Raw genomic sequence first — 19,628 nt, 5'->3', positions numbered from 1 at the left:
AAAAGTTTTGCCTTGAGCAAAACTAATATCGTAAGTATTTCAAATGAAAAACCAACAACGAAATTACTCGATCTCTTCAACAATAATATTGTGATTCGTGAACACACAGATTTCAGCAGCAGTTGTTAAGGCCGCATGTGCGATTTCTTTGGCGCTGAGTGTTGGTGCATGACGATGAAGCGCTCTACCGGCAGCTAAAGCAAAGCTTCCACCGGAACCTATCGCCAGAATGCCATCATCTGGTTCAATGATTTCCCCATTGCCGGAAAGCAGCAACAAACCAGAAGCATCCATGACGATCATCATAGCTTCAAGTCGTCTCAATACGCGATCCTGACGCCAATCCTTCGTAAGCTCTACCGCTGCACGCTGCAAGTTACCATGGTGTTCCTCAAGCTTGCCTTCAAATTTCTCGAAAAGTGTAATTGCATCCGCAACAGAACCGGCAAATCCCGCGATAACTTTGCCTCTATGTAAACGCCGTACTTTTTTGGCACTGCTTTTCATAATCATACTGTTTCCGAATGTCACCTGACCATCTCCGGCAATTGCACCTTTACCTTGATGACGAATCGCAAAAATGGTTGTCGCATGAAATGTTGCTTGACTGGAATCCATCTTATCTCACCTCTCAAATGGAATCATAACCATGAAGTAAGTCCTTGTGTCCGTTAGGGTCTCCTAAAAGAGATAAACCTCTAGCGAGGTCAAATCGAAAAAAGACCGCATCTAGAGGTAAATGTATGAGGAAACGAATGAAAAATGCCACAAAACATAATTATAGTACCACAGTGAATACCGAGATTACAACTTATTCGACTTGCGTTTTCGAAAAATTCTGAATACTCTCTAACGCGCGGTTAGCCAGCTTCTCATATTTTTCCTTTTTGTTCCGAATTCGCTCAGGCAGCTGTGGAAGCAATCCGAAGTTTGCATTCATCGGCTGGAAATGCTTGGCATCAGCTGTCGTAATATAATTCGCCATACTGCCTAGCGTTGTTTCCGCCGGAAGAGTCACACATGGCTGGCCTTTAGCTAATCGCCCTGCATTCAATCCAGCAATCAAGCCGGAAGCCGCAGACTCTACATAACCTTCAACGCCCGTCATTTGTCCTGCGAAAAACAGATCCTCTCGATGCTTGTATTGATACGTTGGCTCAAGCAGCTTCGGTGAGTTGATAAATGTGTTTCGGTGCATCACACCGTAGCGAACAAATTCTGCTTGCTCTAATCCTGGGATGAGAGACAACACTCTTTTTTGCTCGCCCCATTTCAAATGGGTTTGAAAGCCAACTAAGTTATACAGCGTACCCGCGGCATTATCTTGACGAAGCTGCACAACCGCATGCGGCATTTTCCCTGTATGCGGATTGATTAGACCTACGGGTTTCATCGGTCCGAACAGGACCGTTTGCTTGCCGCGCTTTGCCATGACTTCCAAAGGCATACAACCTTCAAAATAAATCTCTTTCTCAAACTCTTTAAGCTCTGCAACTTCAGCCGTGATTAAAGCCTCATAGAAAATATTGAACTCTTCTTCCGTCATCGGACAGTTCAGATAGGCGGCTTCTCCTTTGTCATAACGGGAAGCCAGATAAACCTTGTTCATATCAATCGAGTCTTTCTCAACAATCGGCGCTGCTGCATCATAGAAATATAAATATTCTTCGCCCATTAATGTTTTGAGATCCGCTGAAAGTGCTGGAGAAGTCAAAGGACCTGAAGCTACAATCGTAATGCCTTCAGGCAGGGTTTGAATTTCTTCATTGCGAACCTCAATGAGCGGGTGATTCCTTAGCGTTGAAGTTACGGCTTGCGAAAAACCGTCACGATCAACCGCTAAAGCACCACCGGCAGGCACAGCATGCTTATCAGCACATGAGAGAATCAGTGAATCCATTCGTCTCATTTCTTCTTTTAACACACCTACAGCATTCATAAGACCATTGGAGCGAAGCGAGTTGCTGCACACTAGCTCAGCGAATTGATCCGTAATATGTGCTGGCGTTTTGCGAACATTACGCATTTCATATAAAGTAACAGGCACGCCTTGACGGGCAATCTGCCAGGCAGCTTCACTTCCAGCCAATCCTGCACCGATGACTGTTACCCTTGGATATTCTGGCAAAATCGGACACCTCTAATCTTTCATATCGTCTGAATTATCTTCACTGACTTCTTCTTTGTGATCACACTGCGTACATTGAATGGTCACACCGTTCTTGCTTCTTTTCTCAATCATCATCGAACTGCATACAGGGCATGGTTTGCTGACGGGTTTATCCCAGGAGACAAAGTCACAGGTAGGATATTGATCGCAGCCATAGAAAACACGGCCTTTTTTGCTTCTGCGTTCGACAATTTTCCCTGTATGGCAAGTTGGGCAAGTGACGCCAATATCTTTAATAATCGGTTTCGTATTGCGGCAATCCGGAAAGCCTGAGCAGGCAAGGAACTTGCCGAAACGGCCCATTTTATAAACAAGATGCTTTCCGCATTTCTCACAAATCTCATCGGAAACCTCATCTTGGATTTCAATTTCTTTCATTTCCTCTTCAGCGAACTCAAGGCGCTTCTCGAAGGAAGTATAGAACGTATCCAGAACGCGGACCCAGTCTTCTTTGCCTTCTTCTACAAAATCGAGTTCTTCTTCCATATGCGCAGTGAATTCGATGTCCAAGATTTCAGGGAAAAACTCCTGCATCAATTGAATCACCAGCTCACCAAGCTCAGTTGGAACGAATTTCTTCTCTTCAATCGCCACATACCCACGCTTCTGAATCGTCTCCAGCGTTGGTGCATAGGTACTTGGGCGACCTATCCCCATTTCCTCTAACGCCCTTACTAAACGTGCTTCCGTATATCTAGGAGGCGGTTGAGTAAAGTGCTGCTTCGGTTCAATGCTCTGTTTCTCTAAGGAGTCTCCTTTTGTCAAAGGAGGAAGCAATTTGTCCTCTTCTGTAGTGCCATCATCATTGCTTTCGACATAGACCTTCATGAATCCGGCAAACTTCATCTTGGAACCATTCGCACGGAACACCGTATCCCCAGCCGTTAAATCAATCGTCATCGTATCGAGTACCGCTGAAGACATTTGACTTGCAACAAAACGCTCCCACACGAGCTTATACAAACGATATTGATCTTTGCTGAGGAACGGTTTCATCTGATCCGGTTCGCGCAGCACAGAAGTTGGGCGTACGCCTTCATGCGCATCTTGCGCGTTGGCATTCTTCTTGGTGTAAAGACGCGGCGTTTCGGGATAAAAAGCTGGGCCGTATTTCGTCATAATAAACTCTTTGGCTTCTTCTTGGGCAATCGGTGAAATCCGAGTAGAGTCGGTACGCATATAGGTAATTAAACCAACCGTACCCTCTTTGCCTAAGTCAATTCCTTCATATAACTGCTGTGCTACAGACATCGTCTTGGAAGCTCGGAAGTTTAGTTTCCTTGCTGCTTCTTGCTGCATGGAGCTTGTAATGAAAGGAGGGGAAGGATTACGCCCACGCTCCTTCTCTTTCACTTCTTTCACGGTAAACGCTTCACTGCCCATTGCGGCTAAAATAAGATCAACATCTTCTTGCGAATGGAGTTCCTTCTTCTCGCCGTTCAGACTGTGATACTTAGCTTCAAAAACAGTTTTGCCCGCATCCAGAACGACCGTGATCGACCAGTATTCTTCGGGTTCAAAGGCTTTAATCTCATTTTCGCGATCTTGAATCAATTTAACCGCTACCGATTGTACGCGCCCTGCCGATAACCCTTTTTTCACTTTTTTCCATAGCAAAGGACTGATTTTATAACCAACGAGTCGGTCCAGGATACGTCTGGCCTGCTGAGCGTTAACGAGATCTTGATTAATGCGGCGTGGCGTTTTGAAAGCATCCTTAACCGCATCTTTCGTAATTTCATTAAAGACAACACGACAAAGTTCGTCTGCACCAACATCTAAATAATGAGCTAAATGCCAGGCAATCGCTTCACCTTCACGATCCGGATCCGCCGCCAGATATATTTTTTTAACTTTTTTACTCGCGTCTTTTAATTCTTTCAGGATAGAACCTTTACCGCGTATAGTAATGTATTTAGGCTCAAAGTTACGATCCACTTCTACGCCAATTTGGCTCTTCGGAAGGTCTCGAATATGACCCATCGAGGCTTTTACGATAAATTTGCTGCCTAAATATTTGCCGATGGTTTTGGCTTTTGCTGGTGACTCCACAATGACTAAAGAATCCGCCATGGATCGTCCTTCCTCCCCTCTTGGTTTCAAGGTAACGTCTATTGGCGAGAAGCAAAACTTCGTGATTAGCCTATGCTAAGATGTAAGTAGAACCTGGAAGCTGTTTAATCGCCTTTTTCATTAGTAAAGATAACAGAACTGCATGCAAATGTCCAAACGTAAATTGACACTGCTCTAATAAGCTATCAATCGAGATTGGTTCATTCGACAACTTTCGAAGGATTTCGCCTTCCTCCTCCGTGAGTGTAAACACGGGAGATGGCTTAGCGATCGTCCCTCGATCCTCCGGACGTATGATGTGGTTGTAGTCGTCCAGAATCTCTTCGACCCGTGTCACTAATTTGGCTCCGTCCTTAAGGAGCCTGTGTACACCGCTGCTCTGTCTGGAATCAATGGGACCTGGAACAGCGAAAACATCACGCGACTCATCGAGGGCAAATTCAACGGTAATGAGCGACCCGCTATCCTCTGCGGCTTCCACTACCGTAACGCCAAGCGACAATCCGGCAATAATGCGATTGCGCTGCGGGAACATCCCCGGCCTCATCCCAGTGCCAATCGGATACTCGGAAACAATGACCCCATCTTGTTCAATGTTGCGGTATAATAAGGCGTTTTCACGCGGATAAATCTGATTAATGGCGCAGCCAAGCACGGCAACTGTTTTCGATTTCCCCTGTAAAGCACCCAAGTGAGCTTTACTGTCGATACCACGAGCGAGACCACTTACAACGCCGAAACCTGCTCTGGAAAGGGCTGCTGCCCACTCTTCGGCAATCCGTTTACCATAAAGAGTCGGGGTGCGGGTCCCAACCATACCCAGAAGTCGTCCACTCAGCAAAGACAAATTTCCTTTTACATAAAGCACCCAAGGGGGTTGTGCTGTTTCTTTAAGAATGGTTGGATATTCGTCGTCCAGAAGCGTCAGGATTTGAATGGATTGCTTCATATATATATGAAGTTTTTGCTCTATGAAAGCCGGAGTAAACCGCGTGGCAATTTGTTCGGCGACAGAAGCACGAATGCCCTTGGCGACAATTTCTGCCGACGACAAATCAAACAAATGATGAAGCTCAGGGAAGCGGCTGATTAGTTGCTGCATTGTTTTCCAACCTATTCCTTCAAGCTCATGAAGACCGAATACAATCAGTCGATTATCCATAAGTATATACACTCCCCGCTCGAATGACAAATGCTTGCAAATTTAGAAAAACAAAAAACCTCCCAAATCCCTGAAACAGGGAGATGGAAGGTTGCTTACCTTCTTGAAAAGAAGACTATTTTTTTGTGATCACTTTATCCAGCATACCTTTTTCTTCGAGCACGCTAACAAGCGTTGAGCCCATTTCGGAAGGTGTAGCTGCGACGCGGATACCGCATCTTTCCATTGTAGCTACTTTCTCAGCAGCTGTACCTTTACCACCGGAAATAATCGCACCGGCGTGGCCCATACGTTTTCCTGGAGGCGCTGTTTTACCGCCGATAAAGCCAACTACTGGCTTCGTCATGTTGGCAGCAACCCACTCAGCCGCTTCTTCTTCTGCTGTACCACCGATCTCACCGATCATGATAACTGCATAAGTGTCAGGGTCATCGTTGAAACGTTTGAGGATATCGATAAACTCGGAACCTTTAACTGGATCTCCACCGATACCAACAGCAGAAGATTGTCCAATACCACGAGTTGTCAATTGGTGAACCGCTTCGTAAGTTAATGTTCCGGAACGGGAAACAACACCTACGTGACCTGGCGTATGAATGTAGCCCGGCATAATCCCGATTTTACACTCGCCTGGTGTGATAACGCCCGGACAGTTAGGTCCGATCAGAACGGTTTTCTTGCCTTCTAGGTAACGTTTCACGTTAACCATATCAAGAACAGGAATACCTTCTGTAATACAGATCACCAAATCAAGCTCAGCTTCAATAGCTTCGATGATGGACTCTGCAGCGAAAGCTGGTGGAACGTAGATAACGGATGCCGTAGCACCAGTTGCATTTTTCGCGTCGATCACGGTGTTGAAGACCGGAAGCTGAACAAGCTCACCGTTTTCCAAAGTGATATCTACTTTTGTACCGCCTTTACCTGGGGTTACGCCACCAACCATTTGTGTGCCGTATTCCAGACCGCCTTTGGTATGAAACAAACCCGTAGCGCCGGTAATCCCTTGAGTAATGACTTTTGTATGTTTATTGACCAAAATACTCATGATCTTTTGTTCACATCCCCTATATTAGTTAAAACCACTCGGGTTTAGATTATTTCACAAGTGCAACGATTTTTTGTGCGCCGTCTGCCATGGAGTCAGCCGCAACGATGTTCAGACCGGATTCGTTAAGAATCTTTTTGCCAAGCTCAACGTTAGTTCCTTCAAGACGAACAACGAGCGGACGGGAAAGTCCAAGCTCTCTTGCAGCAGCAACAACGCCGTCCGCAATAACGTCACAACGCATGATGCCACCGAAAATGTTAACGAAAATTCCTTTAACTTGCTCATCGGACAAGATGATTTTGAAAGCTTCCGTAACTTTCTCTTTCGTAGCACCGCCCCCTACGTCTAGGAAGTTAGCCGGGTCTCCGCCGTAGTGCTTGATAATGTCCATAGTGGCCATAGCAAGTCCAGCGCCGTTAACCATACAACCGATGTTGCCATCCAAAGCGATGTAGCTAAGGTCATATTTGGAAGCTTGAATTTCCTTCGCATCTTCCTCTTCAAGATCACGAAGCTCAACGATATCTTTGTGACGGAACAGCGCGTTGGAATCAAAGTTCAATTTGGCATCAAGAGCCATAACATCCCCAGAACCAGTCACAACCAATGGGTTGATTTCGGCAATGGAAGCGTCTTTCTCAACGAATGCTTTATAAAGAGCGAGCATGAATTTAACTGCTTTGTTAACCAGCTCGTTAGGAATGTTAATGGAGTAAGCCAGTCTGCGTGCTTGGAAAGCTTGAAGACCAATTGCAGGATCCACAACTTCTTTGAAAATTTTCTCAGGAGAATGTTCCGCTACTTCTTCAATTTCCGTACCGCCCTCTTCAGACGCCATCAAAACTACGCTGCCAGTTGCGCGGTCAACAACAACACCAACATAATATTCTTTTTTAATGTCACAGCCTTCTTCGATCAAAAGACGTTTAACTTCTTTGCCTTCTGGACCTGTTTGGTGAGTGACAAGAACTTTACCCAGAATTTCGCTAGCATATGTACGAACTTCATCGAGGCTTTTAGCTACCTTAACGCCGCCCGCTTTACCGCGACCTCCGGCATGAATTTGCGCCTTTACAACGACGACGGATGTTCCGAGTTCTTTCGCTGCTTCAACAGCTTCGTCAACGGTAAATGCAACTTTTCCGTTAGGAACGCTGACTCCGTACTGTCTCAGGACTTCTTTGCCTTGGTACTCATGGATATTCATTTCCTAAAATCCTCCTATCAGTATGGACTTTCTATACGTGCTATACAGGGGAAGAGTGTAACTTCCTGCTTTGCTTTGCGCACGAAATACATCTTGCTGCCGGAATTAGTATCACACTTCTTCGCAAGCCCTAACCATTGTATCACTTATTTTCGACAGTTTCCTTATTTTTTTCGTTAATCCATTCAAAGTTTCCTTTCACACTGAAAAACTTTAGCTATCACTTTGCTCACGAGGTTTACCAGCGAAACCCCTTTTAATGCCAAAACGCTTATACAAAATGGATGAAAACTACGTAATCATGCCTATCGTTGTTCAACTAAAAAAGACGCATTTTCCATCATCTGAAAAATACGTCTTCCTTTAGTTGCCTTTAGTAAAGCGGCGTTGTTGGTGTATTCATCCGCGGCTCTCGCTCCGCTTGTTTGATAAACCTAAGCTCATTGCCTGTGAAATGACAGATTAAACATTGAATGGTTGGTTCAGCCTCAGCGATCGCATCGGGATCCTTGAACTCCGTAATGCTTCCTGAGAGAGCATCCTTCAGAAAAGACTGCTGATAACTTGTAATCACACTGAATTTAATGCGATTGGAACGACAATTGGGACAAAAATACGGTTTCTCCTGCATATCATCACCTCATCTTCCAGTATGTGCATGAAGGGTGTATTTAAAACGTAATTAACGCAATTAGGAATTGCGTAATTTTACCATTTTCATATACAATAAGAGCAAATGAATGGATCGATAAGGAAGCACCTTTTATCCTACTCGCAGCTGCACGAGCAATTGCGTCTATTGGAGAGGAAGGTGTTTTTTGGTATGTATGGCAAAGTTATCAGCGCATGCCTACAAGGGATTGAAGGACAAATCATTGAAGTGGAAGTCGATATATCAAGTGGACTCCCTCAGATTAATTTGGTTGGACTGCCTGATTCCGCAGTGAGAGAATCTGTCGAAAGGGTTCGTTCTTCGATCAAAAACGGCGGTTTCAGCTTCCCAATGGACCGAATTACGGTAAACTTAGCGCCAGCCGATTTACGCAAAGAAGGCTCCTCGTTTGATTTGGCAATAGCGGCAGCCATTCTCATAACGACCAGTCAGATTCCCTTTGAGTGCTTTCAGCACACTTTATTTCTTGGTGAACTAGCCTTAGATGGCTCACTGCGTCCTATTCCAGGCGTCCTCTCTATGGCCCACGCAGCCAAAAAACTAGGCATAAAACGCGTGTATGTGCCGCATGCCAATGCAGCGGAGGCTGCACTTATTGCCGGTATTGAGGTGTGCGCCATTAACAACCTCACTGATTTCAAATGCTGGACAAAGGAATCCGAACATTTATACATATTTAATGACATTAATAATAAATATCGTGAACTATCGATAAAATCCGCAGAGATACAACATTTTGTCGATGATTACGCCGATGTCAACGGACATCACCAGGTCAAGCGTGCGATGATGATCGCTGCCGCAGGCATGCATAACATCCTATTGATCGGCCCCCCGGGAACAGGAAAAACGATGCTTGTGAAACGGATGCCCTCCATTCTCCCCCCTATGTCGGATAAAGAAGCCCTAGAGGTTACGAAAATTTATAGCGCCTCCGGCAAGCTTGTAGATCGCTCCTCACTCATACGTACAAGACCCTTCCGAGCCCCTCACCATACGATTTCTTCTGCCGGGCTTGTCGGTGGCGGCACCATTCCCAAACCAGGAGAGGTTAGTTTATCGCACAGAGGTATCCTTTTCCTTGATGAACTGCCTGAATTTACTCGGAATGCGCTTGAGGTGCTTCGGCAGCCTCTGGAAGATCGCTATGTGACCATTGCCAGAGCGAGGGCAGTTTACACGTTTCCTTCTCAGTTTATTTTAGCTGCTGCCATGAATCCTTGTCCTTGCGGATTTTACGGAGCTGAAACAGAAACAAATGCCTGTATATGCAGCCCCGCCAAAATTGTGCACTATCGGTCCAAAATATCCGGCCCTTTGCTTGATCGCATTGACCTCCATGTCGAAGTACCTAAACCAAGCTATCTCCAATTAAAAGAGCAGACGAACAACTTATCCTCACAAGATATGTTAGCTCAAGTTATGCTCGCCCATCATCGACAACAGCTGCGATATGCAGGTTCCGGCATTCAGCATAACAATGAATTAAGCGGCAAATCCATGAGGCATATGTGTCGTTTAACCCCTGAGGGCGATCAACTGCTTCAGGCCTCTTTTGAAGCCTTGGGTTTGAGCGCAAGGGCGCATGACCGTATCCTGCGGTTGGCCTTAACCATCGCCGATCTCGAAGCCTCTGATCAAATACTGCCGCAGCATCTGGCAGAGGCTATACAGTATAGGAATTTGGATAAAAAACAGCGTATAGAGGAGATTGAGATGTAAAGAAATAAGCCAAATATCCATTTTGATCGAATTATGTAGAAAGATAAAAATGCACATATAGTTCCATTGGCACTAACATAATTATCCATTTAACTTTAAACTTTACAATAAGACGACTTGTATAAAGGCGGACACCTTACTTGGAAAGGTGGAGGCTGTGAACATGGATATATTTCAAGCTCTGACAATCATGTTTGCATTTGGGTTGTTTATACTCACACTGTTAACCTACATTGACAAGAGGAAATAAATCTAAGTTGGCATTAGTTTTGGTTTGAAACCATACTAAAATAAACCGCCAATGACAAGTCGCCATACAGGTCGGATCATATCCGTTGATCTGACTTTTTCTTTTGTCCAATCAACTGTAAAAGAATGCAGTAATGTTTTTAATACGTTCTAAATTTTGAGCAGAGCAGCTTGTCCAAAATAAAAGAAGCAGCCCCCCCTAAAAAGGTTGGAGAGCTGCTTCTTTTTGCTTACTTGGATCATTTTTTAATTTCTTATCCGTTTTGTATCATTGTGCGTATAGTCTTTAAATGCTCTATTGATTTTGGCAGATACAATTTCAGTTGAAGATTTATCAATTGGCTGAAAAATCATATTAGCAAAATCTACAATTTCCATCTCAAGTCCCTGAGCCTGAAATAATTCAACAAAATCACCGATACTTGGATTTCTATCTTCCTCACAAAAAAATGGGATCTCTTTAAATGTTTTCGTTAGACGATCATTGTATTCTACCACAGCAATATATTTGATCTTAGTTCCCAAAATTGTCGCCTCCGCTTTCGATAACTGGCTAGCACAGTGTTTTTACACTAAGCCCCTTTAGTTTTGCGTCCCCACCTTTAGATAGGTTTGCCATTGTCGAGCACTATCTGCTTAACATTCAATATTACTTTACAATAATTAGTTAATTATGTCTAGTTCTAAAGTAGCAGTTTATACTACCTAAAATCAAAAAACACAAAAAACCACCCAGGCATGCGGCCTAAAGTGGTGACAATTTCTCATAAAATTAAGGCAACTTCATAGTTCGCCAAGGAGATCCTGAGTTATACTCTGTGATAAACCAATTTGATCTTATCCTTTTGATGATGACTTCATCATACAAAGTTTGTTCATCTCCGTTTACATCCAATGTCGTTACAGCAACTGTTGCACTTCTTTTGTTTATCCCTCGCCAACTTACTTTATCTATTGAATACCTTTGTATATGGCCATACCAATGCCTGTCGTTATTTAATAATCCTTCTGCCACACTTGCTTTTCCTTCATTCGTTAAATTAGTGTCTTTCGTATGTGAACTAAAATCCGTGTATTGGTACATATTTGAATAGTTTTTTTGAATAAAATCTGCATAAAAATTATTCAGAGCTGGGACGATGAATTTGCTATCCATGTTTTTTGACCAAAAAGCTGTTATTGTTAATGCTGCTATGAGTAGAATGAATAACGTGTAGATCACTTTCCTCATTTAAATTTAACCTCATCGCAAATTTTTTTGGAATGTAAGTCCAAGTAACCGGAAGTTTTCATTCTTCCTTCACGTTCATCATTGATTTAATCCTGGTTGTTCTCAAACTCTCCATAGATCGGTTCCTCAATTTCAAAACTTATTACATTTCTTTTCTTCAATTTTAATAATTTATCATAGACAGCCCTTTCATCAGAGTTAGAAAAATCTCCGCCTCTTACTCGCTGCCAGCCAAACTTCCGCATATAATCTAAAGTAATGTCATTTTCCATATTCTTAGCTTCAAAATAATTACAAACACCAACAGATAATGTTTCTATCATAGAAATTGGTTTATATATGTTAGTCCAAGTTGCACCTATGCTCGTTCCATGATTAGCAATACGTCTCTCCAGATTATCTGTTTGCCCAATATAATAATGACCATCATCTAGTTTTAAAACATAGATAAACCTCATGACTTTTTCATTATGCAGCATAGAAATGTTAGCTTCTTTCTGTATTAGGATGAATGCACCTAGAGAATATATTACATGTGTCCAACGATGGAAGGCAATACAAAAATTCCCTGAAACAACTACTTTGCATATGCAGTACTGCGCTAGCTCATGAAAAAAACCTTTTGATGGTTGTCTGATTGACAATGCGCTCAAAAGGCTCCTACTATGTGTTCAATGCGAGGCGCTTCAGCATCCGCACTAATTTCTACCGTTATAACATCAAAGCGTACTGACCTCTCATGCAGCTGAAAGCGATGCAAATAGAATTGAGCTATTTCCCTCACCTTTCGCTGCTTCCGATAGTCAACCGATTCTTTCGCTGTGCCAAAGTGGTTCGACTTCCTTCTTGTTCTGACTTCTACAAAAATTAAGACATCGTCTTTTTCTGCTATAAGATCAAGCTCTCCCGTACGACAGCGCCAATTCCGTGCCAATACAAGGTAATTCTGTTGAATCAAAAAAGCTTCAGCCGCATCCTCGCCAAATTTCCCTAATTGTTTCCTAGTATCTTTTCGGATTTCTGTCATCCATCATTCCCTCTTTGGTCTCATTCGATTATCGGAACGATAGATGAAGCTAAGCACCTCAGCAACCAACTGATACAATTCCGGAGGAATTTCTTGATCCAAATCAAGCTTAGACAGCACTTCTACCAAGGAAGAATCCTCTTGAATCGGGATGCCGTTCTCTTTGGCCTTTTGTAAAATTGCTTCCGCCATATGTCCCTTGCCTTTGGCAATTAGCGTAGGGGCTTTTTGCATTTCCGGTGAATAGCGGAGAGCTACTGCTTTTTTAATTGGTGTCGCTTCAGGCTTCGTGGATGGATTCCTGGGATTCGTCATGCTCGGAAGTCCACTCCTTTGTAGGTCTTCGGCTGAAAGAGATCTCGAAGATCTACTCGGCCGTCGGATACGCCTTGTTTGGCTGCTTCATTTTCTTTCTGGGCAAGTGGTTGTGGGTATGGTGAACATTTCAGCGAAATAAATTGATAACCCGCTTTGTTCATCGCCGCCGTTATTTCTTCTTTGGATTCCTCCATTAACGGAGCTAAGGCCGGATGATCATTATGAATATTCAGCGAAACGATTTTATTCACAACTTGTACATCCAGCAGTGTATTCCCCATGATTTTCATTTGCAAATCAAAAAGCAACCGACAATTGCTTGCATCCACTTCTCCGCGTTTTCCCTTGCGGGATTGAATATGTATAGCAGCAGACTGCTGTCCAGTGCCATCCATGAAGGGGACGAATAAGGTCATATGTGCAAACATGGCGGTTTTGTCACCGCTTAACATGAGCTGCTGCCCTGTCACTTGCCCAATGGCTTGCTGCGCCGCTTCTTTGAGCGGCGCTGGCGTGTCGTCCGAAGCGGTCAGCTGCAGCAGCAGACTCTTCAAGGTATCAGCGGCAGGCTTGACAGCGTCATCTTGCTGGGAGCCTGTGGCGATCAAATTAGCGAGCTGCTCGCTCGTGTCCGTGCGTACTCGCATAAGTGGATCTGCCCGCTCGTCCAGCTTCGCTGCTAGATGAGCCTCGTGTTCCACGCCAACGGCTTTGAGCATGCGGCTGATCCAGTTAGTCTCCGGATCAGCCGCATGCCGGGTCGGCGCTGCGCTGCGCGCCTGCGCCTCGGTTTCGCCAGCCGCCTTCTGCTTCGCAGGCGGCTGCTCAAGTGCTGGCGAACCCGCCTTCGGCGGCGGTTCGCTTTCTCGTGCAGGCTCAGCGCTGCGCACCTGAGCCTGCGGCGGCTCGGCCGCTCCCGCAGGGCGGGCGGCCGGCTTGTCCGCTGCCGGCTGCGCCCCGGCAGCACTCTCCGCGCTTGGCGCAGCTGCGGAGGCACTATAGCCCGCCGCTAGCACAGCAGCGGGCGGAGCCGTTACGACGGCAGCAGGCGCAGGCGCGCTGCCGCTTACAGGCGGCAGTACTGCGGGAGCCGCCGTTTTCCCGGAAGAGCCAGCCTGCGAAGCAGCTGGCTCCACGGTCTCGGCCGGCGCCTCCGGCGGCCGCGCAGGCCATGTTGCTGCGGCGGAAGCCCGCAGCTCCTTGAGCAGCGCCACAACCTGCTTAGCCGTATCAGCAGCAGGATGTGCCGGATCCTGCTCAACAAGCGCCGCAGCCTGCTGCTCAAGCTGTTCCAGTACTTGTCCTACAGGTGGCCCTGTCGTCACCTGTTTCAAGGCCCCTACCGTCTCCGTAGTAAGCGGCAATCCTTTTTTATAGGCAAGTACAGCCGCTTGTGTCCAGTCCTCCTTATTCGCCCCTTCAGGCAGGCTGCGCATCAAGGTATCGAATGCCTTGACATTTTCCTTGGTAACCGGAATACCTTCTTGCTGCATGTGCTGCACCATCGAACGATTGCCAGCCGTATCCTTCACTGTGAATGCCTTCAGCAGCTCGCTAATAGAATCTTCAGCAATGAGTACATCGGAAGCAGTTAAAGGTTTTAGTAATACTTGACCGCCCTTTGAAGATTCCGGCTGTACCTGCAGCATCGTAACATCCCCTTGCTTAAGAGGAGTCTCCAGCTTAGCACGAACTTGCACACCGCCGATGTTTAACAATGCTTCTTGATCGCCAAGCAGCTGAAGCACGACACCTTTTACGATTTGTCCTACCTTTAATTCAAGCACCTTGCTATCTGATGCGGTTAAATCCCCGACCAAGTTACGAATAAGACCGCTAATATTCATCCGATTCACCTCATGTCTTCCTACGCTTTTATGTATTTATTATCGGCGCCTTATCTGCATTTCTTTACAAGAACTAATTATATGAGGTCCAGTTCCAACTGCTCATTCTGTTGTTCCGCTTCGTTGATTTCCAACTGTGCCATCACTTTGCGAATAAATAATTTCCTGTGAAGCGGGGTTGGACCATATCTCAGAAGCATGTCTCTATGGTGCTTCGTCGCATATCCTTTATGTATAGCAAGACCATATTCGGGATATTGATCATCCCACTCCACACACATACGATCTCGTGTAACTTTAGCGATAATGGAGGCAGCTGCAATGGATTGACTCAACGCATCGCCATGGATGATAGCCGTTTGCTCGAGGTCAACATCTACCTTTTCAGCATCAACCAATAAACAATCAGGCGTAATCTTCAGCTGCTCAACGGCTTGCTTCATGGCTAATCTGGCCGCTTGCTTGATATTAATCGCTTCGATATGCGCAACATCGACGATCCCTACACCAACCGCCAGAGCTTCCAACCGAATCTGCTCATACAAATAATCTCGTTTTTTTTCAGAAAGCTTTTTGGAATCATTAACCCCTTCCAGCACATACCCCTTTGGGAGAATAACGGCTGCTGCAACAACATCTCCAAACAAACAACCTCTACCTACCTCATCGATGCCGGCTACAAGGCTAAACCCCTGCTCCCACATCTGTTTTTCATACGCTAGCAATGGCTTTCGCCCCTTTCCATCTCCTCATTATATAGGATTGGCACTTCGTCAAGCCATACCCATTTTTTTCTTCTTTTTGTCTCACACAAAAAAGCCATTTTCGAACTCGCTTCACAGCGAAATCCAAAAATGACTTTTCTATTTGCTATATATCCGCCGGACCTTAAGGCTTTTCCAAGGAAATTCGCCCCATCTTGCCTGCCCTTAGCTCACGAATAATGATCAGGGATGCTTTATCCAAATCTACCTTGCCGCCGCTTACAATGGCTCCGCGCTTACGACCGATAGCTTCCATAACCTTAATCACTTCGTGGATGTTCTCCATATCTTCCGGGAGCTCCTGAACCGCAAAACGCTCTTGAATACCAGCTCCATAATACTGAACCATATATTTCACAACAAAAAGCGCGATTTCATCTAAATGCAGCAGCTCTTCTTTGATCGCACCGGTAGCGGCTAATCTCATACCAACCATCTGGTCTTCAAACTTAGGCCACAGAATACCAGGCGTATCCAACAAGTCCATTTCAGTTCCAACTTTAATCCATTGCTGTCCCTTCGTAACACCAGGCTTGTCTCCGGTCGCGGCAATCTTCTTACCGGCCAATTGATTAATCAATGTCGATTTCCCAACGTTCGGTATTCCAACAATGAGCGCTCTTACTGCGCGAGGATTAATTCCTTTGCGCAGCTGACTCTCAATTTTGTGAGCCCAAAGCTGCTTGACACGCGGCAAAATTTCTTTGACATGCGTTCCGTTAGCTGCATCAATCGGCAAAGCAGGAAGACCTTGATCAGCAAAATACTTCACCCATTCCGCCGTCACTTGCGGATCTGCCAAATCGTTTTTATTCAGCAGCACCAAACGTGGCTTGCCTTTCAAAATTTCATCTACCATGGGATTCCGGCTTGAAAGCGGTATGCGGGCATCCAAGAGCTCAATGACAACATCAATTAGCTTAAGCTTTTCTTCGATCTGTCTTCGAGCCTTGGTCATGTGACCGGGAAACCATTGAATCGTCATTCTATTTCACCTCAAAAATGTATAAAACTAATTTTGCTCACCGGCCAAAAAATAACTTCGGCGCGGCCGACAATTTTGTTGTAGGGCACAAAACCGACACTCTTCGTACGACTGTCTTTGGAGTTAGGCCGATTATCTCCCATGGCAAAAATTTCACCATCCGGCACTTTTGTTTCCGGGAAATCCGATAACGTATTATACGGGTGACCCTCTTTGTTGGCTTGTTCAATTGCTGCTTGAATGAAAGGCTGATCAATCTCTTGACCATTGATGAATACCTTGTCACCCGTCACTTTCACCGTCTCCCCAGGAAGACCAATGACACGCTTGATGTAATCCTTACCTTCTGGTGCGTGGAAAACAATGACCTCTCCACGTTTCGGTGAGCGTATGTCATAGACAATTTTGTTCACAATCAGTCGCTCGCCTGTTTGAAAATTGGGACGCATGGAATCTCCATCAACAATGAACGGAGAGAACAGAAACCAACGAATGACAATAACGAGTACACCCGCTATGACCAAAGCTTTAATCCATTCCCATGTTTCATTCTTGGCAGGTTTGACAGGAGCTGTCTCCACCGGTGTTGCCGGTTCTATGTAAGGCTGATCTTTTTGTTCCATCACTGATTGCCTCTTTTCCAGTTTTGGTTTATGTCCTATATAGGTTTATTCTAGTATGCACCATAAAAACGAAAAGGAGACTTGCCTGAACAAGCCCCCCGTTTTCTTATCGAATTTCTTTAATTCTTGCAGCTTTACCACGAAGACCACGCAGATAATAAAGTTTCGCACGACGAACTTTACCGCGGCGAGCCACTTCAATCCGGTCAATCTTCGGAGAATGGAATGGGAAAGTTCTTTCCACACCCACACCGTAAGAAATTTTACGAACTGTAAACGTTTCGCTGATTCCACCGCCGTGGCGTTTAATAACAACACCTTCGAACAGCTGAATACGCTCACGTGTACCCTCGATAACTTTTACGTGTACTTTAAGTGTGTCTCCTGGACGGAAATTAGGAATATCCGTACGGAGTTGCTCTTTCGTAATCTCTTGAATAAGATTCATAGTTGACTCCCTCCTTCCACACAGGTGTTCATTCCGCTCATTCGCAAAGTAGATCGTAGTTGTTATGCGTAGAGGACCACCAGACTCGAACTGTTGAAAAAATCACAACAGAATATATAATATCATAGACAAAGAAGAAATTCAATAGATAAATTTATGGCCGCTATTCCTTTTGCTTCCGGCTATGCCATTCAGCAACCCACGTCTTTTCTTCTTTGGACAGATCTCTACCCTCAAGCAGATCAGGCCTTCGTTCCAATGTCCGGAATAAAGATTCCTTACGACGCCATTTCCTCACATTTTCGTGGTGTCCGGACAACAGCATATCAGGAACTTCCCAATCGCGAAACTTAGCGGGCCTTGTATAGTGAGGATATTCTAATAAGCCTGTTGAGAAAGAATCGGTGACAGCTGACATTTCATTGCCCAGCACACCTGGCAGAAGCCTCACTACGCTGTCTATAACGACCATTGCAGGCAGCTCCCCGCCCGTTAAGACATAATCCCCGATAGAGAGCTCGTCTGTCACCAAATACTGCCTAATTCGCTCATCATAGCCTTCATAATGACCACAAATAAACACCAAATGCTGTTCATTTGACAATTCTTCGGCTTTCTTCTGCGTGAAAGGTGTACCTTGGGGACACATCAAAATCACACGCGGCTTCACCGGTTCTTGTCCTTCTTCTTGATGGACAGACAGATCCTCAACAGCAGCAAAGATCGGCTCTGGCTTCAAGACCATACCACCGCCGCCCCCATAGGGGTAATCATCTACGGTATTATGTTTATTGTTGGCATAATCCCGGAAATTCACCGTGTTCAAAGCAACGATTCCCTTGTCACGGGCTTTCCCCAAAATGCTGGACGAAAATACGCCATCAAACATCTCAGGAAATAGCGTCAAGACATCGATTCTCATTCCAGTAATCCTTCCATGAGGTGGATTTGAATCGTTTTGCTTGCCACATTCACATCCAGAATCACATCATCAATAACAGGAAGCAGCAATTGTTTCCCATTCGGCAATGCAACGACCCATACATCATTCGCACCAGGGGTTAGCACTTCAGATACCAACCCTAGCTCTTGGCCTTCTTCCGTAATCACCTTGCAGCCAATGATTTCGTGGTAGTAGTACTCACCCTCTTCAAGAGGCTGCTGCTGCTTGCTTTCGATTTTGAGAAGCGAGCCCTTGAACTTCTCCACTTCATTGATATCTGTGAACCCTGCAAATTGCACAATAAATACGTTCTTATGTAAGCGGGACGATAGTACCGTCACCGGCGTTTGCTTATTTTGAGAATCTACAATAATCAGCGAATTGCCTTTATCAAAACGTTCAGGAAAATCTGTTTCTGGAACTATTTTCAACTCTCCACGTATCCCGTGGCTATTCACTACTTTACCGATTGTCACCAATTTTTCGCTCATATTCGCTTGCCCAACCTCCACATTAAATTACCTTCAAGACCATATAAGAAAAAGGCTAGGAACTAAATCCTAACCTAGTTTCTTATGAAACGATTTCAACGGCTACCCGCTTCGTTTCTTTCACAGCTGCTGACGTGACCACTGTGCGGAGCGACTTCGCAATCTTGCCTTGCTTGCCAATCACTTTACCGACATCGTCGGGATGGACAGAAAGCCTGAACTCAATCTTGTCATCTTTCTCCACCACAGTAACACGTACTTCTTCCGGATGATCGACAAGAGCCTTAGCAATTACGGTGATAAGATCCTTCATGAACTCACCCTCCGAAAGATAACAGATTACTTCTGTAATTTCAGCTCGTGAAACTTAGTCATCAAACCTGCTTTTGAGAACAGGCTGCGAACTGTATCGGACGGTTGAGCGCCAGTTTGAAGCCATTTCAGCGCTTTCTCCTCATCAAGAGTTACAGCTGCTGGTTCAGCAATTGGGTTATAAGTACCGATTTCTTCGATAAAACGACCATCACGCGGGGAACGGGAATCCGAAACCACCACACGGTAAAAAGGAGCTTTATGAGCGCCTACACGTTTAAGACGAATACGTACTGCCATGAAAAATCACCTCCTACTTAGAATAAAAAGCT

23 protein-coding genes and 1 riboswitch are annotated in these 19,628 nt (G+C 45.1%); of the genes, 2 read left to right on the top strand and 21 right to left on the bottom strand.

What is annotated here, in order from left to right; translation table 11 throughout:
• Positions 1-63 precede the first annotated feature (63 nt).
• The 7 genes from hslV to HQN90_RS06295 form a co-directional block, all read right to left on the bottom strand.
• Positions 64-618 (bottom strand): ATP-dependent protease subunit HslV, encoded by a 555-nt coding sequence (gene hslV, locus HQN90_RS06325; protein WP_173216942.1) that lies wholly within the window; start codon positions 616-618, stop codon positions 64-66.
• A 193-nt stretch (positions 619-811) separates the two neighbouring features.
• The gene (trmFO, locus tag HQN90_RS06320; RefSeq protein ID WP_173216941.1) at positions 812-2,128 is read right to left on the bottom strand and encodes an FADH(2)-oxidizing methylenetetrahydrofolate--tRNA-(uracil(54)-C(5))-methyltransferase TrmFO; all 1,317 of its coding nucleotides are present in this window, start codon (positions 2,126-2,128) and stop codon (positions 812-814) included.
• Positions 2,129-2,140: 12 nt separating this feature from the next.
• The gene (gene topA / locus HQN90_RS06315; RefSeq protein WP_173216940.1) at positions 2,141-4,243 is read right to left on the bottom strand and encodes a type I DNA topoisomerase; all 2,103 of its coding nucleotides are present in this window, start codon (positions 4,241-4,243) and stop codon (positions 2,141-2,143) included.
• A 70-nt stretch (positions 4,244-4,313) separates the two neighbouring features.
• A complete protein-coding gene (gene dprA / locus HQN90_RS06310) occupies positions 4,314-5,405 on the bottom strand; it encodes a DNA-processing protein DprA (protein WP_173216939.1) in 1,092 nt (363 codons plus the stop codon).
• A 115-nt stretch (positions 5,406-5,520) separates the two neighbouring features.
• A complete protein-coding gene (gene sucD, locus HQN90_RS06305) occupies positions 5,521-6,453 on the bottom strand; it encodes a succinate--CoA ligase subunit alpha (RefSeq protein ID WP_056832926.1) in 933 nt (310 codons plus the stop codon).
• 49 nt (positions 6,454-6,502) lie between these two features.
• Positions 6,503-7,663, bottom strand: coding sequence for an ADP-forming succinate--CoA ligase subunit beta (sucC, locus tag HQN90_RS06300; RefSeq protein ID WP_079408919.1), 1,161 nt, complete (start codon positions 7,661-7,663; stop codon positions 6,503-6,505).
• Between the two features lie 373 nt (positions 7,664-8,036).
• A complete protein-coding gene (locus HQN90_RS06295) occupies positions 8,037-8,294 on the bottom strand; it encodes a hypothetical protein (RefSeq protein WP_079408918.1) in 258 nt (85 codons plus the stop codon).
• Positions 8,295-8,486: 192 nt separating this feature from the next.
• On the opposite strand from HQN90_RS06295, the gene HQN90_RS06290 reads away from it, so the two are divergent.
• Positions 8,487-10,058, top strand: coding sequence for a YifB family Mg chelatase-like AAA ATPase (locus HQN90_RS06290; protein ID WP_173216938.1), 1,572 nt, complete (start codon positions 8,487-8,489; stop codon positions 10,056-10,058).
• A 163-nt stretch (positions 10,059-10,221) separates the two neighbouring features.
• A complete protein-coding gene (locus HQN90_RS38545) occupies positions 10,222-10,308 on the top strand; it encodes a putative holin-like toxin (RefSeq protein WP_275942532.1) in 87 nt (28 codons plus the stop codon).
• 245 nt (positions 10,309-10,553) lie between these two features.
• Here HQN90_RS38545 and HQN90_RS06285 read toward each other — a convergent pair whose 3' ends face one another.
• The 14 genes from HQN90_RS06285 to rpsP all read right to left on the bottom strand — a co-directional run bounded on the left by HQN90_RS06285 (position 10,554) and on the right by rpsP (position 19,596).
• Complete coding sequence (locus HQN90_RS06285) at positions 10,554-10,832, bottom strand: hypothetical protein (RefSeq protein ID WP_173216937.1); 279 nt, start codon at positions 10,830-10,832, stop codon at positions 10,554-10,556.
• 16 nt (positions 10,833-10,848) lie between these two features.
• A riboswitch (cyclic di-GMP riboswitch) is annotated at positions 10,849-10,934 on the bottom strand.
• A 145-nt stretch (positions 10,935-11,079) separates the two neighbouring features.
• Complete coding sequence (locus HQN90_RS06280) at positions 11,080-11,538, bottom strand: hypothetical protein (protein WP_173216936.1); 459 nt, start codon at positions 11,536-11,538, stop codon at positions 11,080-11,082.
• A gap of 86 nt (positions 11,539-11,624) precedes the next feature.
• Entirely contained in the window at positions 11,625-12,182 is a 558-nt protein-coding gene (locus tag HQN90_RS06275) for a GIY-YIG nuclease family protein (protein ID WP_173216935.1), read from the bottom strand.
• Between the two features lie 5 nt (positions 12,183-12,187).
• Positions 12,188-12,565, bottom strand: a complete 378-nt coding sequence (locus tag HQN90_RS06270) for a YraN family protein (protein WP_173216934.1) — start codon at positions 12,563-12,565, stop codon at positions 12,188-12,190.
• A gap of 3 nt (positions 12,566-12,568) precedes the next feature.
• Positions 12,569-12,880, bottom strand: a complete 312-nt coding sequence (locus HQN90_RS06265; RefSeq protein WP_173216933.1) for an EscU/YscU/HrcU family type III secretion system export apparatus switch protein — start codon at positions 12,878-12,880, stop codon at positions 12,569-12,571.
• Positions 12,877-14,739, bottom strand: a complete 1,863-nt coding sequence (locus HQN90_RS06260) for a hypothetical protein (protein WP_173216932.1) — start codon at positions 14,737-14,739, stop codon at positions 12,877-12,879. The genes HQN90_RS06265 and HQN90_RS06260 overlap by 4 nt, the downstream gene beginning before the upstream one ends.
• A gap of 68 nt (positions 14,740-14,807) precedes the next feature.
• Positions 14,808-15,455, bottom strand: coding sequence for a ribonuclease HII (locus HQN90_RS06255; RefSeq protein WP_173216931.1), 648 nt, complete (start codon positions 15,453-15,455; stop codon positions 14,808-14,810).
• A 163-nt stretch (positions 15,456-15,618) separates the two neighbouring features.
• Entirely contained in the window at positions 15,619-16,479 is an 861-nt protein-coding gene (gene ylqF / locus HQN90_RS06250) for a ribosome biogenesis GTPase YlqF (protein ID WP_173216930.1), read from the bottom strand.
• An 11-nt stretch (positions 16,480-16,490) separates the two neighbouring features.
• Positions 16,491-17,102: a signal peptidase I gene (gene lepB, locus HQN90_RS06245; RefSeq protein ID WP_079408684.1), complete on the bottom strand. Its 612-nt coding sequence runs from the start codon at positions 17,100-17,102 to the stop codon at positions 16,491-16,493.
• Positions 17,103-17,208: 106 nt separating this feature from the next.
• Positions 17,209-17,550: a 50S ribosomal protein L19 gene (gene rplS, locus HQN90_RS06240; RefSeq protein ID WP_079408683.1), complete on the bottom strand. Its 342-nt coding sequence runs from the start codon at positions 17,548-17,550 to the stop codon at positions 17,209-17,211.
• 163 nt (positions 17,551-17,713) lie between these two features.
• Positions 17,714-18,472: a tRNA (guanosine(37)-N1)-methyltransferase TrmD gene (gene trmD / locus HQN90_RS06235; RefSeq protein ID WP_173216929.1), complete on the bottom strand. Its 759-nt coding sequence runs from the start codon at positions 18,470-18,472 to the stop codon at positions 17,714-17,716.
• Positions 18,469-18,984 carry a ribosome maturation factor RimM gene (rimM, locus tag HQN90_RS06230; protein WP_173216928.1) on the bottom strand — a complete coding sequence of 172 codons (516 nt, stop codon included), beginning with the start codon at positions 18,982-18,984 and terminating at the stop codon, positions 18,469-18,471. The genes trmD and rimM overlap by 4 nt, the downstream gene beginning before the upstream one ends.
• Positions 18,985-19,066: 82 nt before the next feature.
• Positions 19,067-19,297 (bottom strand): KH domain-containing protein, encoded by a 231-nt coding sequence (locus HQN90_RS06225; protein ID WP_079408680.1) that lies wholly within the window; start codon positions 19,295-19,297, stop codon positions 19,067-19,069.
• 26 nt (positions 19,298-19,323) lie between these two features.
• The gene (gene rpsP, locus HQN90_RS06220; RefSeq protein WP_029195333.1) at positions 19,324-19,596 is read right to left on the bottom strand and encodes a 30S ribosomal protein S16; all 273 of its coding nucleotides are present in this window, start codon (positions 19,594-19,596) and stop codon (positions 19,324-19,326) included.
• Positions 19,597-19,628: the final 32 nt, after the last annotated feature.

It is taken from the genome of Paenibacillus alba (assembly GCF_013204855.1).
Lineage (GTDB): Bacteria > Bacillota > Bacilli > Paenibacillales > NBRC-103111 > Paenibacillus_E > Paenibacillus_E alba.
Note: the sequence above shows the minus strand (reverse complement) of the source record. Positions and strands in the feature narration are given on the sequence as shown.

Bases quoted from the DNA above. Each gene is read 5' to 3' on its own strand.
- hslV (WP_173216942.1), bottom strand. From the start codon at position 618: ATGGATTCCAGTCAAGCAACATTTCATGCGACAACCATTTTTGCGATT.
- topA (WP_173216940.1), bottom strand. From the start codon at position 4,243: ATGGCGGATTCTTTAGTCATTGTGGAGTCACCAGCAAAAGCCAAAACC.
- dprA (WP_173216939.1), bottom strand. From the start codon at position 5,405: ATGGATAATCGACTGATTGTATTCGGTCTTCATGAGCTTGAAGGAATA.
- sucD (WP_056832926.1), bottom strand. From the start codon at position 6,453: ATGAGTATTTTGGTCAATAAACATACAAAAGTCATTACTCAAGGGATT.
- sucC (WP_079408919.1), bottom strand. From the start codon at position 7,663: ATGAATATCCATGAGTACCAAGGCAAAGAAGTCCTGAGACAGTACGGA.
- HQN90_RS06295 (WP_079408918.1), bottom strand. From the start codon at position 8,294: ATGCAGGAGAAACCGTATTTTTGTCCCAATTGTCGTTCCAATCGCATT.
- HQN90_RS06290 (WP_173216938.1), top strand. From the start codon at position 8,487: ATGTATGGCAAAGTTATCAGCGCATGCCTACAAGGGATTGAAGGACAA.
- HQN90_RS38545 (WP_275942532.1), top strand. From the start codon at position 10,222: ATGGATATATTTCAAGCTCTGACAATCATGTTTGCATTTGGGTTGTTT.
- HQN90_RS06280 (WP_173216936.1), bottom strand. From the start codon at position 11,538: ATGAGGAAAGTGATCTACACGTTATTCATTCTACTCATAGCAGCATTA.
- HQN90_RS06270 (WP_173216934.1), bottom strand. From the start codon at position 12,565: ATGACAGAAATCCGAAAAGATACTAGGAAACAATTAGGGAAATTTGGC.
- HQN90_RS06265 (WP_173216933.1), bottom strand. From the start codon at position 12,880: ATGACGAATCCCAGGAATCCATCCACGAAGCCTGAAGCGACACCAATT.
- ylqF (WP_173216930.1), bottom strand. From the start codon at position 16,479: ATGACGATTCAATGGTTTCCCGGTCACATGACCAAGGCTCGAAGACAG.
- lepB (WP_079408684.1), bottom strand. From the start codon at position 17,102: ATGGAACAAAAAGATCAGCCTTACATAGAACCGGCAACACCGGTGGAG.
- rplS (WP_079408683.1), bottom strand. From the start codon at position 17,550: ATGAATCTTATTCAAGAGATTACGAAAGAGCAACTCCGTACGGATATT.
- trmD (WP_173216929.1), bottom strand. From the start codon at position 18,472: ATGAGAATCGATGTCTTGACGCTATTTCCTGAGATGTTTGATGGCGTA.
- rimM (WP_173216928.1), bottom strand. From the start codon at position 18,984: ATGAGCGAAAAATTGGTGACAATCGGTAAAGTAGTGAATAGCCACGGG.
- HQN90_RS06225 (WP_079408680.1), bottom strand. From the start codon at position 19,297: ATGAAGGATCTTATCACCGTAATTGCTAAGGCTCTTGTCGATCATCCG.
- rpsP (WP_029195333.1), bottom strand. From the start codon at position 19,596: ATGGCAGTACGTATTCGTCTTAAACGTGTAGGCGCTCATAAAGCTCCT.